We start from the raw sequence: 13,987 nt of genomic DNA, 5'->3' as shown, positions 1-13,987 counted from the left end.
TTGAGACCGAGATATCCCAACCTTCCTACTTGTTATTTTCTCACTTTCACCCGCTCACTTCTGCGACTGAAGAACTGATTAAAGAGTAATAAAGCAAGAGCTAAAATACTGGATACAACCAGATAGTTGAGCCACACCTTATCCCCTCTCATAATCGGAGGGCGGGCCATCAAGCCATAATTTCCTCCCGTCAATTGATTGACTCCAACCAGGAATAAATCTAAGGCAAAGGTATAGAGAACAATCTGACTATTTTTTAAGAGGTTTCGATCATACCATCTCAAGAGATAAATCAAGGAATTGATTAAAAGACAGTAATGTCCGAGGAGGAAAGAAAAGCTTGTAATATGAGGGAAAGTATAGGGATCAAAGACTGGATAACCCAAGGCAAAGATGGCTCCACTCACTCCCATCAAGGCAAAGAACTGTTTACTTTTCCAGCGGTCTGGTAAAAACAAGACCGCAAACATGGCCAAACGGCAATGATAAAATGGTAAGCTATTGGACCAAGGAATGTGGTAGGCAAAATACCAAAGATACAAGCAAATTAACTGGAAGCCTTGTAAGTATTGAAACCATTTCCGAAATTGCTCATTCTGATAATAGCGAAGTGACACCATAATCGCTGTCACAATTAACAAGACCATCACACTATACCAAAGTGCTGAAATAGCTGGTGGTGCTGTAGATTCTGTAGTGAAAAAATGATGCATAAAATCTCCTTATTTAAACAGATTTAGGTATTCTTCTTTTCTTACTGTACTGAACGATCGTATTGATGAAAATCAGTGTCCCCGTCATGAGAACTGTCACGATCAAATAGTTGAGCACAAGGCCGTGGTCACCTATCACAGGAGGGCGACGCATAAAGCCGTAGTTTCCACCCGTTGCGAGATTCGCAAGCTGAATAATGGCATTGACCCCAAACGTCATCTGACAGATTTTCCAAACAGCCCCTTCTTCCACCTGGTAGGATTGACCCAGATAGATCAAACAGTTGGCCAGGAGAGCCCAGTGACCAAAGACATTGTTGATAGAGGATACATGAGGAAAAGGATAAGGATAAAAGACAGGATGAACCAAAGCCATAATGGAGCCAAAGACACCAACAAGAGCAAAATATTGCTTGAAGCTTCCCTTGGGAGCCAAAAGAATAATCCACATGGCCATCCGGCTATGATAGAAGGGAAGACTCTCTGAAAGAGGCAAGTGAGCAGCTAGATACCAAGAGTTGATGATGAGCAACTGAATCAATTGACCCCAATACCAAAAGTTTTGATAGCCTTTGGAAGAAGCAAATCGAATGGATAGAAGACCCACCACTACCAATGAGGTCGGCAACAAGAAATACCAAGCCCCCAATTGAGGAGGGGCTGTTGGTTGACTGGTAAAAAATAAATCCCAAAGAGTCATGATTTCCTAACCTCAGCTAAGCTATTTTCTATTCTGACTGTGAAACGACAGTCTCTTCAACCATCTTGTATTTGTACTTATACCGTTGGTTGACCAAGCAAATTCCAGCTACCATCACAAAGCTAACCAAAAGGTAGTTCAAGAGTGCACCGTGGTCCCCAATAATTGGTGGACGCCGTAAGAAGCCGTAATCCCCTTTCGTCAAAAGGTTGACCAAGAAAATCAAGGCATTCATGCCAAAGGTGATCTTGAAAATTCTCAAGCCGTCTTGTTTTTCAGATTGATAATGATCCTGTAGGTAAATCAAACTATTGGCAAGCAAGGCCCAGTGGCTAAAAATTAGATTTAGAACTGTGATATGAGGGAAAGGGAAGGGATCAAAGGCTGGGTAAACCAAGGCCGCAATCGATCCTAGAACTCCCAAGAGAGCAAAATATTGCTTGATATAGGTCCCTCTAGGTGCAAAAAGAATCACCAGCATGGCCAAGCGGCAATGATAAAAAGGCAAATTATCCGTCAAAGGCATGTGGGCAAGAATATACCAAGCATTGATGGTCAAGACTTGGATCAACTGCGCCCAATACCAAAAGCGTTGGTAGCTTTTGGACTGTGCATATCTAATAGAAAAGTAGCCAACCACCAACAAAGAAGCTGGCAGAATGAAATACCAGAGCCCAAATTCAGGCGGGGCTGATTTTTGGTTCGTAAACAATAAATCCCAAAGTGTCATGTTCATATTCCTTTAGTTTATAGATCGTTTTTAATCACAATACAAATCTCGTTTCCCATCATAAACCTCCCAAAGGAAGTTCAATTGTTCTTCTGTATTACGCTTGGTAGAAAGAGCAGGCATTTTCCCTCTCTCAAAAAATGCAAGATCGGAAATTTCCTGATTCTGTTGAAAACTTCCATCCAGCAATTCACATTCAAATACCAATTTCACATATTGGCGGCTCTGCAATTGGTAGCGATTGGTATCAAATACTGCCAACAATCTGATTACACGCGCAGAATAGCCCGTTTCTTCTTGGATTTCCTTTAAAATGTTTTCCGTCGGAGAATAGCCAAACTCACCAAAGCCACCCGGCAAGGCCCAGGTCTCTTCTCCCTGACCTTTCACCAGACAAAGTTTTCCATCTTTGACAATCCATGCCCTAACATCAATCAAGGGAGTGTCGTAATGGTCTGTCGGTCTAAACAAATCCGATAATTCTTGTGGATTCAAATCAGTCGCTTCTCTGACAAGATCCTGTAAAATGGCACGAATATCCTGGTAGCGCTCTTGATCAAATGGATCTTTTGAGAACGCTAAGCCTGTATTAGTGATTGAAATCAAGCGCTGAATGTTCTTCAGTACATTATTACTCGCCATTCTCCAACTCCTCTACCAATTTGGCTAAATTCATGGAATTGCTTCCCTTGATAAGGATTTGGTCCTGCTCTTTCAAGCTTTCCTTGACTTGTTTGACCATATCCTCAAACTGGTCTTCCTCAGCTGTCTTCTTGAAATAATAGACATGTCCGAGTGGGAACATCTGACTCGCTAACTGAGCCAAGCCCGCAATGTCCTGGCCATAGAAAATCACCGTATCCAAGACATCCGGCGAGAGACTGAGAATCATTTGGTTGTGCAGATCAATGGATTGCTCCCCTAGTTCTTTCATATCTGCAAGAACTGCCAACTTCCGGCCATTTGGATTGGCAGGAATGGTTGAGAAGGTTTCTAAAATCAAGCGCATAGCCGTCGGATTAGCATTGTAGACATCGGATAAGATATCTGCTCCGTTACTGGCCTTTTTCCATTCCGTGCGGTTACGCGTCAATTGCAAGGTAGCAAAACTATCACGAATCGCCGCTTCGCTCACTCCTTCTTGCAGGGCAACATAAGCTGCAATCATGGCATTGGTCGCATTGTATTTTCCTGTTACTGGTAGATCAATCGCTTCTTCTAAGAAATTAGCTCGGAAAGTTAAGCTATCCTTTCGCTCGATTAACTCGGTAATAAAAATCTCCTCGTCTGGACCAAAGCGGACCACTTTTTGTTTTTCAGGGAGGTAGGCATTCACGATCGGATCAGCTGGAACCACCAGAAGGCCACCTTCTGGCATGCCATCCGCAATTTGGAGTTTTCCTTTTGCGATCTCGCTTCGATCTTTGAAAAATTCCAAATGGGCTTCCCCAATTAAGGTGACAATAGCAGCCTTTGGATGCGCCAGTTCTGACAAGAGATGGATATCTCCTAGATGGTCTTGTCCCATTTCAAGGACGAGTTTGTCTGTCCCTTCTGGCATATGAAGAACCGTATAAGGAAGACCAATTTCATTATTATAGTTTCCCTGTGTTTTATAGGTCAGGTAGGTAGTGGACAAAAGCTGTGCCAACATATCTTTTGTGGTTGTTTTACCATTTGACCCCGTCACTGCAAAAACATCTACTTTTGTCTTTTGAAGATAGGCTGCAGCCAATATTTGAAATGCGCTCAAAACATCTTCCACCAAAATATAAGGGTGGCCTTCAATCACTTTCTCTGAAAAAGTGGCTACGGCTCCATTTTCAAAAGCGGTCTCGATGAAATCATGACCATCACGCGCTCCCTTCAAAGGAACAAACAGGTCTCCAGGCCCAATCAAACGGCTATCAAATTCAGGCTTGACGAGGGCCACATCTTCAAATTGGCTGATATTATTTTTTGCATGTACTAGATGAGCAACTTCATGTAATGTGAGATTCATATCCGACTCCTCAGTTCTCCGTAGCGTCGTCCCCAAAAGTCTAGACGCTCGTTTCAAATTCTTCTTATTATACCATATTCTAGACCACAAAAAAAGCCACCAAACGGTGGCCTCTTTCTTACAACAAATGTGCTTCGTGTTTTTGGAAAACTTCTTTTCCAAGCTCTACTAACTTGGTGATCAAATCTGTATAGTTGAGACCCATATTGTCCCAAAGCAAGGGATACATAGACCATTGGGTAAAGCCTGGCATAGTATTGAGCTCATTTAAGAAGATCTCTCCTTTATCAGTATAGAAGAAATCACAGCGAGCTAAGCCCAAACCACCGATCGCACGAAAGGCTTTTTCTGCGTTGGTCCGCATGGTTTTCACAACCTCAGGGTCCAATTGAGCTGGAATGGCCATGGTAATTTTGTTGTCGATGTATTTGGCATCATAATCATAGAAGGCAACATCTTTGACAACTTCACCTGGCAAGGTACTTTTCACATCATAGTTTCCAAGGAGCCCAACTTCGATCTCACGCGCATTGACCCCTTGTTCTACCAAGACACGGCTATCGTATTTGAAGGCCAATTCGAGAGCAGTCCGAAGTTCTGTTTGGTTTTCAGATTTTGAAATCCCAACACTAGATCCCATATTGGACGGTTTGGTAAAGACTGGATAAGAGAGAGTAGCTTCAATTGCAGCAATTTTCTCCTCCAAGTCATCGCCTTCCACTACAGCTACATAAGGAACTTGTGGAATCCCTGCAGATTCCAAAACCCGCTTGGTCGTGATCTTGTCCATCGCGACACTAGAAGCCAAGATGCCACAGCCAACATAAGGCATTTTCAAGACTTCTAAGAAGCCTTGGATGGAACCATCTTCACCCATTGGTCCATGAAGAACTGGAAAGACCACTGCTCCTTCCTTGTAAATCGCTGATGGTGCGACTTTTTTAGACCAGTCCACTGTATCGTTGGTCATCAATTTCTCATCATCCGCTGGCTTCTCTTCAAAAGCTTGCGTCTGGATGAAATCTCCTGACTGCGTAATAAAATAGGTTTGAACCGAAAATGCTTGGTAATCAATCGCGCGCATCACGCTTTCTGCTGAAAGAACAGATACTTCACGTTCTGCGCTACGTCCACCATACAACAGGATTAAGTCTTGTTTACTCATAGTTTCTCCCTAATTGTTCCCTTGATTTCTTACTTGATAGTATACCATAATGATAGCCCTTTCGAAAGAACTTCTCTTATAATTCTGTCCGATTTTCAATCGCACGAAGAAGGGTCACTTCGTCCGCATACTCGATATCGGCTCCAACTGCTAGACCTCGTGCCAAACGGGTCACTTTGATGCCTGCTGGTTTGAGCACGCGTGAGATATACATGGAAGTTGCCTCTCCGTCTGCCGTCGCATTGGTCGCAACAATCACCTCAGTAACTGTTCCATCCATCAAGCGACTGAGCAAACTCTTGAGATTGATATCATCGGGTCCCACGCCATTCATGGGTGAGATCAAGCCATGCAAGACATGATAACGACCGTGGTATTCCTGGATATTTTCCATAGCAGAGACATCCCGGCTATCTTCAACAACGAGAATGAGGGATGGATCCCGCGTTTCATCTCGACAAATCTCGCAGGTTTCTTCATCAGTCAAATTGCCACAAATACTGCAATACCCTAGCTCACGCTTGGCATTCAGTAAGTTCTTGGCAAATTCATTAACATCATCATCTGACATGCCAATAGTGTAAAAAGCAAGACGGGTCGCTGTTTTGATCCCAATTCCTGGCAACTTCGAATAGCTGTCAATTAATTTTGCAATAGGTGCTGGATAAAGCATAGTTTCCTTTCTAATTCATGGGGTGTTTCTGATTGTATAAGTTAATAATGTCACGCGTAATGGAATGACTGACCGTCGCTTGCAGATTGGTATTGTGCGGAAAGACCACCGCTACTGCAATCTTCGGATTATTCGATGGGGCATATGCCACCACATTGGTATTAATGGCTTGTTTGCCTCCATCGACAGTGGTTTCAGCTGTACCAGTCTTTGCACTGATGGGCACACTGGCCCCTTGACCAAGGGTTTTCCCTGTCGTCAACCCACTCGTACCATTCGCAACCTGGTAGAATCCTTGTTTGATCAAGGCCATGTCCTCCTCTGAGATATGGACCTGATTGAGCTCCTTGGTTTCGATCGCTTTTTTCAACTGACCGAGGCCACCTTGGTCATTATTATCATAGATGCCTTCGACGACATGAGGACTCACCCGCTTCCCATCATTTGCAACGGTTGCCGCATACTGAGCCAATTGCATAGGGGTGTAGTTGTCAAACTGGCCAAAGGCATTGGTCAAATAATTACCGACTGTATACTCTTTCGGGATAAAACCGGTCGATTCATTGGGAAGGTCAATCCCCGTTGACGTTCCAAGACCGTACTCTGCAAAAGTAGAACGAAGTTTTTTCATAGCAGGGTCCACTTGATCTACTTGTAAGGTCATATTTGGAGTGTAGGGTTGCCCCATCATCTTAAGAGCAATTTGAACCATGTAGGTATTGGAAGAATATTCCAAAGCTTCTACTGCATTGATGGAGCGACTGCCATATTGGGTAAACCAAGAGTTAATCGGCGTTGATCCTGCAAAAACAATGGGCTGATCGGTCAGTACTTGATTGCCGGAAATGGCACCATTTTCCCATCCTGAAGTCAAGGTTGCTCCTTTAACGACCGATCCTGGGACGAAAACATTGGTGACTGTTCCCAAAGCATCGGTTGATAAATCTTGACTACCAGCCTGGTGTTTAATCCCTGCCATGGCAAGGACTTTCCCTGTATCAGGCTCAAGGGCTACAGCATAGACACCTTCGGAGTAGGTCGCATTTCCAGCTTGCAACTCTGCGCTAAAGGCAGAGCGGAGAATATCTTCCACCCCTTTTTGGAAATCCAAGTCAATCGAGAGCTTGAGGTTTTCCCCCTTAGCTCCTTTTGAAATGTCTACCACTTTATCCATATTGCCATTTTTATCCAGGAGAATTTCTTTTTCACTGCGTTTTCCTTGAAGGACGTTTTCGTATTCCTTTTCGAGATAAGAGGTTCCAACCCGGTCATTGAGGGCATAACCTTTTTTGACATAGTCCTCGACTTCTTCTGCTGGAAGTCCTGCCTGCTCAGTCGAAACCGTTCCGATGATAGAAGCTAAAGGAGTATCCAAAACCTTGCGGTCCCAGCTGGTCGTGATCGCAATTCCAGGAAGGTCCTGACTGTCAGCCGCGATGGTCGCAATCTGCTCAGCTCCTAGTGCTTGCGTCGAAATAATCCCCGTCGCAAAATTCTCCACAGCATTCATCTGGCTATAAAGATAGATAATCTTTTTCTCATCATCCGTGTAACCGAGTTTTGAAGGGTCAATGCTGTCCGCTGCTGCTTGATAGATTTTAGCTTCTGGTAGACGATTGCCATCGGTATCAAATTTCTTTTTCTCAGGCAGGTGCTCTACGACCTCTTGGTAGACTTTGGTATTGGCTAGATAGTAATCCACTTCTTGCCGTTCGGTTACTTGAGGATTTTCTACATCGACATACTGCAAGAGTTTTCCAGCTGTCTCTCGCATTTCTTGGGCCGTCATTTTACGATCCCGAGTAAAGGTCAAGACTTGTTTTCCCACATTTTCCACCAAGGGCTTACCAGAAGCATCATAAATTTGCCCTCGCACACTCCCTTGTTTGACCGTCTTTTTGGTAGCTTTTGCCAATTTATCCGTATAGTAGACTTGGTGAGTGATCTGCATATAGCCAAGCCTGGCAATGAGAGCCAAAAAAAGAAGGCAAATCAAACTAAACAGCAGGTACATTCTGCGTGTAATCGAATGATTTTCAAACTTCCGTATTTTCTTCTTCATGAAATTTTCTATCCTTCTTTTCTAATCAACACTTACCTTCCATTTTACTATTTTTCCAAGAGTATCTCAAGAAAAGGAAGGGTCCTTTTCTCTTTTTTGCAAGGAAAAAAGATTGGACATGCTCGCCCAATCTTTTTTTCTAATAAGTCACAACATTGATTTTTCCTTTGTCATACTCAGCAATGAAAATATCCAAAACGTTGTCATAGCCTTCTTTTTCCAATTCAGCTAGCAACCACTCTTCACTTTTCCCAATTGTTTCCAAAATTTCAAGCTGAACCACACCATCCGTAATGATTGGGTATTTAGGATTTTCATCCCCCGCACGGACAACGATCATTTGACCGTTTTGTTCAATGACAGCTCGTTTCACTCCCTTTAATTGGAAAATTCCTTGTGAACGCAATTTCAAGGCAACGTCTGAAGCAGAAAGTCCCTTGGATCGACAAGCTTCCGGATCAAGCTTCCCATTTTTGATAATGACAGTTGGTTTGCCATCGATCAAGTGCTTCATAAAACGGACATTGGTATTGAGCCATTTTAAGAGTAAGATCAAAATAGTCCACATCAAGAGAATCACAATGTATTGAAGAATAGTAATGGAGCTATTGTAGATGACCCCACCAATAATTCCCCCCAGAACAAAGTTCTGTATCTGGTCTACTGCAGAACTTGGTGCTAAGTTTCCTTTCCCGGTCACATTGATTACAAATACCAAGGAAATCAAGCCGATAGCTAATTTAATCAAAATGGCTAAAAAATCTACTGTCATTTGTTCACCTCCACAAGTTCCACGTCTGTTTTATACAGATCCATCTTTTCTAATAGGTAGCTATCTGGGTCAGAGCCTGCGATAGCTCGGTAATAAACCTCTCCAACCTTCAGGATCGCCCCATCTGTGGCTGCTGAAGTATTGACATAGACATCTTCTTTTTTGACATCCAACTCCTTTGAGATGAGCTCAATAAAATGGAGTGAGCGTTGGAACTGATCATTATTACTTTGGCTATTTTGGAAATTGCTGATACTGATCAAGACCACTGCAACCAGAGTCAAAATCGAGATAATGGATAATTCACGGAATTTGCTATCGTGCTTCTCCCGATAAGCTTTCACCGCAAAAAAACCAGTCAGTAGAATGAGCAAACCAGAGATCCCAATAGTCACCCAATTTTGCTGGCTGATCTGACTCAATACATAGTCATAAGAGTAAAATTTCATAATGAACTCCCTTTCTCCAAATGAATTCAAGCTATTATAATAGATTTCAGGGGAGAATTCAAGGCATTCTAATCAGAAAAAAATATATTTTTTGTTATAATAAAATTATCTATCATGTCAAGAAAAGGAAATACAATGAAACTCATTTCATGGAATATCGACTCGCTTAATGCTGCATTAACTAGTGATTCAGCACGCGCCAAACTCTCTCAAGAAGTCCTCCAAACCTTGGTTTCTGAGGATGCAGATATCATTGCCATTCAAGAAACCAAGTTATCCGCCAAAGGTCCTACTAAAAAACACCTCGAAATCCTTGAGGAGCACTTCCCTGGCTACGAAAACACCTGGCGCTCTTCTCAAGAACCGGCTCGTAAAGGCTACGCTGGAACCATGTTCCTCTATAAAAAAGAGCTCACACCAGTTGTGACTTTCCCAGAAATCGGAGCTCCTTCGACCATGGACTTGGAAGGTCGGATCATTACCTTGGAATTTGATGGCTTCTTTGTAACACAAGTCTATACTCCTAATGCCGGTGATGGTCTCAAACGTTTGGAAGAACGTCAAGTTTGGGATGTCAAATATGCTGAATATTTGGCTGAATTAGACAAGCAAAAACCTGTCCTTGCAACTGGTGACTACAACGTTGCTCACAAGGAAATCGACCTTGCAAACCCAGCCAGCAACCGCCGTTCGCCAGGATTCACAGACGAAGAACGCGAAGGATTTACAAATCTTTTGGCCAAAGGATTTACAGACACCTTCCGTCACCTTCACGGGGATGTACCAGAGCGCTATACCTGGTGGGCACAACGCAGCAAGACTTCAAAAATCAACAACACCGGCTGGAGAATCGACTACTGGCTCACAAGTAACCGTGTAGCAGATAAGGTTACCAAGTCAGATATGATCGACTCAGGCCCACGCCAAGACCACACACCGATTGTCTTGGAGATTGAACTCTAAGGAGAAAGCTAATGGACTATCAAGCTGTCATCCCCGAATTTGTGGTATCCAACATCGAAAAGTCGCGCTACTTCTACTGCGACTTGCTGGGCTTCTCTGTCGAATACGAACGCCCCGAGGAAAAATTTCTCTTCCTCTCCCTTGAAGACTGCCAACTCATGTTAGAAGAAGGTGACGCAGAAGAATTAGCTCAGCTGACTTATCCTTTCGGGCGTGGTGTCAATATTTCCTTTGGCATTGAGGATGTTCCTCAGCTCCACCAAAAACTGCTGGAAGCTGACTATCCCATTCATCGTCCTTTGACCAAAAGAGAATTTCGTGTTGGCGACCATTATATCTATCCTCATGAATTTGCAGTTTTAGATCCAGATGGCTATTTTTTAAGATTTAGTGAATAAGAAAAAGGAGGTTGTTGGCCTCTTTTTCAGTAAGTAAATATAAATTGACAGACCTGTAAATCCAGTGACAGAAACCTTTGCTAAAGCCCATGAAATCAGCATGTCAAAGAACTTTGATAGCCATTTTTTGTATAATTAGGTAGAATGAAATCAGAAAGCGAGGAAATCTTATGCAAGTCGGAAAGCAGATCCAGCACTATCGTAAAGAGAAAAATTTATCTCAAGATGATTTGGCTGAAATCATCTTTGTCAGCCGTCAATCCATTTCCAACTGGGAACGCGGAGCAACCTACCCTGATATTCAAAACCTGCTTTTACTGAGCAAGGTCTTTGAAGTGTCATTGGACCAACTCATAAAAGGAGATGTGGAAACCATGAAACAAATTATTCACGACCAAGAATTTATGCGCTATCAAAAAGATGGAGTGGTTTTTACCATTTTACTAATTGGAAGTCCTATAATAATGATTCCTCTAATTCTTTATCTGGAATGGTTCGGTATCGCTATTAGTTGCTTGATTTATGCTATCACAATGTTCTACGCCCTACGCATTGAGAAATTTAAGAAACAGCATAATCTTCGTACCTTTCGCCAGATTGTCGCCTATGATCAAGGACGCAGCCTGAGCGAGATTGAAGAAGCCGAGGAAAGGGGCAAGGCTCCTTGCCAAAATATTATCCTTCCTGTTCTATTTTGCCTTGGAATTGGAGCTATTGCTCTGTTGTTTTCTTGGCTCTTACTGACTTTCTTCCCTATCAAATAAAAGCGAAGTCATCAGACCTCGCTTTTCAAATGTCTTTAAAGTTATAGAGTTGCGGATAGTGATCACACTCAGAATTTTTGAGATGTAACTTCCTACTCATGCTTTCCTATATCCTCACCTGTCTATCTTCAGACCGTTGGCCTGTGACAAACATGGTGAAGGTTGCCTTGCAGACATTTCGGCCATCTTGGTTGGTGATATCTACATCGACGACACAGGTTGTACGACCTTGATGGACACATTCCCCCCTGATGGTTAGGACATCCCCTAGATTTCCAGCTTTCAAATAGTTGATAGAAGACTGGAGCGTCCCACCTCCGCACAGTTGAGTAGGGCTGTAAAAGCTGATGAAAGCAGCGTAGTAGAGACCACTCAACCACTGCGTCTTGCTCGACAATCCAGAAACAATTGAGAGGCTAGGACTTTTGTCCCAGCCTCGACTTTTTTATCTTCATTGATAGACCAATGATTGATTTTTTTATTTTTTCTTCTCAATGTGATCTTTGAGATCTTCTTGAGCTTTTTTATTGGATTCTGCTTTTTTCTTCAACCATTCTTCTTTGGCCTTGTTAAAGTCTTTTGTTGTGACAACATCTTTAGACATTTCAAGGTATTTGTAGAAGGTTCCTGTTCCTTTTGTACCAACCCATGAAGCAGCACGGCTGTATGGTACTGTCCGTTGAAGCATTGGAGCACCACCATTTGAAACAGTTGGAAGTGTAATCGAGCTATCTGTCAACCAAGCTTGCGCTGCTGCATATTTTTCATAGCGTTTTGCTTGATCCAACAATTCAGCATCGGCATCTTTCAACATGTTAGCGTATTGATCCAAACCAACTGTTGCAATGGCTGGATTATTTGAACCTGCATCAATACCAAGATAGTAGAAGACAGAACCATTTACTGGGCTGATACTTTCGAGGTAAGTCGATGGGTCTTGGTAGTCAGGAGCCCAACCACCGCCTGAGATATCGTAATCTCTCGCAGCAGCAGTATCGCTGAAGTAGGTGATATTTTGGAAATCATCATCCGAAACCTTTTGAAGGTCTACAACGACATTGTCTGCACCAAGCGCTGACTCTACAGATTGTTTGAAGGAGCTCGCTTGTTGGACCATGCTGTTGTCCACTTGGCTGACAATGTAGTCCAAATGAATTGGGAATTGAACGCCTTGTTTTTGCAATTCAGCTTTGGCTTTCGCAAAGGAAGCTTTGGCTTTTTCTGGGTTGTAAAGGCTAGTTTGACCATCGGCCAGGCTCACACCCTTCCATTGATCCCCATAGGTAACCAATTGTTTTTCAACGACTTTACCAAAATCTTCTCCATTGACTTGGACATAAGTTGGTGGCACCAAAGTGCTACGAAGGGTATTTTCAGCCGCATCAGATCCAGATACTTGTGCCGCATATGATTTGCGGTCAAAGCCAAAGTTCACCGCTTGACGGAAGTCCTTGTTCAGAATTGCTTTCTTAGTAGAAGCTTTTTGTTCATCCGTTGTTTTGGCAGTGTGGTCATACTTTTGACGGTCCAAGTTGAATCCAAGATAGTAGGATGTTCCCAATTGCAAACCGTAGACAATGTTGTCGCCAAAGTTTTTCTTGACGCTCTTATAAGTCGAGCTGTTTGGCATAACAGATGCAAAGGAATATTGACCTTTTTCAAAGTTCTTAATGATAGAATCTGGGTTTGATCCATCATTAAAGGTCAATTTGACATTGTCGATATGAACATTTTTCGCATCGTAATAGTCTTTGTTCTTGACCAATTCAATCTCAGATTTTGAAGTCAATGATTTCAGGTAATATGGACCATTGTATAAGATGCTGCTAGGTTTCAAAGAACCAAAATCTTTTCCTTGAGATTTCAAGAAATCCGCATTGACTGGGAAAAGAACACCTGAGGTTGTTTTTGAGTTCCAGAAGCTTTCTGGACGGACCAAGGTATATTGGATGGTGTGGTCATCTAAGGCTTTCACTCCAACTGTGTTAAAGTCTTTGGTTTCCCCTTTTACGTAGGCATCCAAACCTTTGATCGAATTTTGAATCAAGAAGAGACCTTCTGATTTAGACTCAACCGCGTGTTTGATCCCTGTAACAAAGTCTTGAGCCGTTACAGCACCATATTCTTCTCCTTCACTCGTATACCATTTGGCATCCTTACGAAGTTTGTAAGTATAGGTCAATCCATCTTCAGAGACAGTCCAATCTTCTGCTAGACTTGGCACAAAGTTTCCGTATCGGTCGTTTTCAAGAAGACCATCTACAAGGTTACTTGTGACATCTGAAGTTGTTGTACGAGTTGCAGCGATGTAATCCAAGGTATTTGGATCTGCTGAATAGACGAATGAGTAGGTTGCTTGATTGCTACTACCACCGCCACATGCTGCTAAAAGAAAGGCACCTGCAACAGAAACTCCTGCAAGAGCTAACAGTTTTTTTGCTTTCATCACTATCTCCTTATGTTAGATTTTCTACCATTATACACTATTTCTTAAAAAAAACCAAATTTATTTAAAAAAAGTTCGTTATTTCTGAATGAATATAATAAGATATAAAGAAAAAGCATCTTGAAATCGATCTCAAAGAAGCCGGATAGA

At 42.6% G+C, this 13,987-nt stretch carries 14 protein-coding genes and 1 pseudogene; 3 read left to right on the top strand and 12 right to left on the bottom strand.

The genetic code is table 11. The features are described from left to right. Nucleotides 1–32: 32 nt before the first annotated feature. The 10 genes from QM351_RS00830 to QM351_RS00785 form a co-directional block, all read right to left on the bottom strand. Nucleotides 33–713, bottom strand: coding sequence for a TIGR02206 family membrane protein (locus tag QM351_RS00830; RefSeq protein WP_414326159.1), 681 nt, complete (start codon nt 711–713; stop codon nt 33–35). A gap of 13 nt (nt 714–726) precedes the next feature. Further along, nucleotides 727–1,413 carry a YwaF family protein gene (locus tag QM351_RS00825; protein ID WP_414326157.1) on the bottom strand — a complete coding sequence of 229 codons (687 nt, stop codon included), beginning with the start codon at nt 1,411–1,413 and terminating at the stop codon, nt 727–729. 28 nt (nt 1,414–1,441) lie between these two features. Continuing rightward, nucleotides 1,442–2,143, bottom strand: coding sequence for a YwaF family protein (locus QM351_RS00820; protein WP_414326155.1), 702 nt, complete (start codon nt 2,141–2,143; stop codon nt 1,442–1,444). Between the two features lie 30 nt (nt 2,144–2,173). Further along, entirely contained in the window at nt 2,174–2,785 is a 612-nt protein-coding gene (locus tag QM351_RS00815) for an NUDIX hydrolase (protein ID WP_414326153.1), read from the bottom strand. Continuing rightward, nucleotides 2,775–4,145, bottom strand: a complete 1,371-nt coding sequence (locus QM351_RS00810; RefSeq protein WP_414326151.1) for a UDP-N-acetylmuramoyl-tripeptide--D-alanyl-D-alanine ligase — start codon at nt 4,143–4,145, stop codon at nt 2,775–2,777. Before QM351_RS00810 ends, QM351_RS00815 begins: the two co-directional genes overlap by 11 nt. A gap of 118 nt (nt 4,146–4,263) precedes the next feature. Next, on the bottom strand, nt 4,264–5,310 hold the full coding sequence (locus QM351_RS00805) for a D-alanine--D-alanine ligase (protein WP_414326149.1): 1,047 nt from the start codon (nt 5,308–5,310) through the stop codon (nt 4,264–4,266). 76 nt (nt 5,311–5,386) lie between these two features. After that, the gene (gene recR, locus QM351_RS00800) at nt 5,387–5,983 is read right to left on the bottom strand and encodes a recombination mediator RecR (protein ID WP_021152853.1); all 597 of its coding nucleotides are present in this window, start codon (nt 5,981–5,983) and stop codon (nt 5,387–5,389) included. 10 nt (nt 5,984–5,993) lie between these two features. Beyond that, on the bottom strand, nt 5,994–8,045 hold the full coding sequence (gene pbp2b, locus QM351_RS00795; protein ID WP_414326146.1) for a penicillin-binding protein PBP2B: 2,052 nt from the start codon (nt 8,043–8,045) through the stop codon (nt 5,994–5,996). 139 nt (nt 8,046–8,184) lie between these two features. Further along, nucleotides 8,185–8,817, bottom strand: a complete 633-nt coding sequence (locus tag QM351_RS00790) for a DUF421 domain-containing protein (protein WP_049515494.1) — start codon at nt 8,815–8,817, stop codon at nt 8,185–8,187. Continuing rightward, entirely contained in the window at nt 8,814–9,266 is a 453-nt protein-coding gene (locus tag QM351_RS00785) for a DUF3290 family protein (protein ID WP_414326144.1), read from the bottom strand. Before QM351_RS00785 ends, QM351_RS00790 begins: the two co-directional genes overlap by 4 nt. A gap of 135 nt (nt 9,267–9,401) precedes the next feature. Here QM351_RS00785 and QM351_RS00780 point away from each other — a divergent pair, with 135 nt between their 5' ends. The 3 genes from QM351_RS00780 (at nt 9,402) to QM351_RS00770 (ending at nt 11,391) form a co-directional block, all read left to right on the top strand. After that, nucleotides 9,402–10,229, top strand: coding sequence for an exodeoxyribonuclease III (locus QM351_RS00780; protein ID WP_414326143.1), 828 nt, complete (start codon nt 9,402–9,404; stop codon nt 10,227–10,229). An 11-nt stretch (nt 10,230–10,240) separates the two neighbouring features. Then, a complete protein-coding gene (locus QM351_RS00775; protein WP_223356171.1) occupies nt 10,241–10,627 on the top strand; it encodes a bleomycin resistance protein in 387 nt (128 codons plus the stop codon). 170 nt (nt 10,628–10,797) lie between these two features. Then, entirely contained in the window at nt 10,798–11,391 is a 594-nt protein-coding gene (locus QM351_RS00770; RefSeq protein WP_414326140.1) for a helix-turn-helix domain-containing protein, read from the top strand. 106 nt (nt 11,392–11,497) lie between these two features. Here QM351_RS00770 and QM351_RS00765 read toward each other — a convergent pair. Both QM351_RS00765 and QM351_RS00760 read right to left on the bottom strand, forming a co-directional pair. Continuing rightward, nucleotides 11,498–11,707 (bottom strand): annotated as a pseudogene (locus tag QM351_RS00765) (PaaI family thioesterase); the annotation flags it as partial. A 162-nt stretch (nt 11,708–11,869) separates the two neighbouring features. Then, the gene (locus tag QM351_RS00760) at nt 11,870–13,837 is read right to left on the bottom strand and encodes a peptide ABC transporter substrate-binding protein (protein WP_414326138.1); all 1,968 of its coding nucleotides are present in this window, start codon (nt 13,835–13,837) and stop codon (nt 11,870–11,872) included. Nucleotides 13,838–13,987 lie beyond the last annotated feature (150 nt).

Origin of the sequence: Streptococcus parasanguinis, assembly GCF_047465465.1 — a bacterium.
Taxonomy (GTDB): Bacteria; Bacillota; Bacilli; order Lactobacillales; family Streptococcaceae; genus Streptococcus; species Streptococcus parasanguinis_AI.
This window is presented reverse-complemented; position numbering and strand designations above follow the sequence as displayed.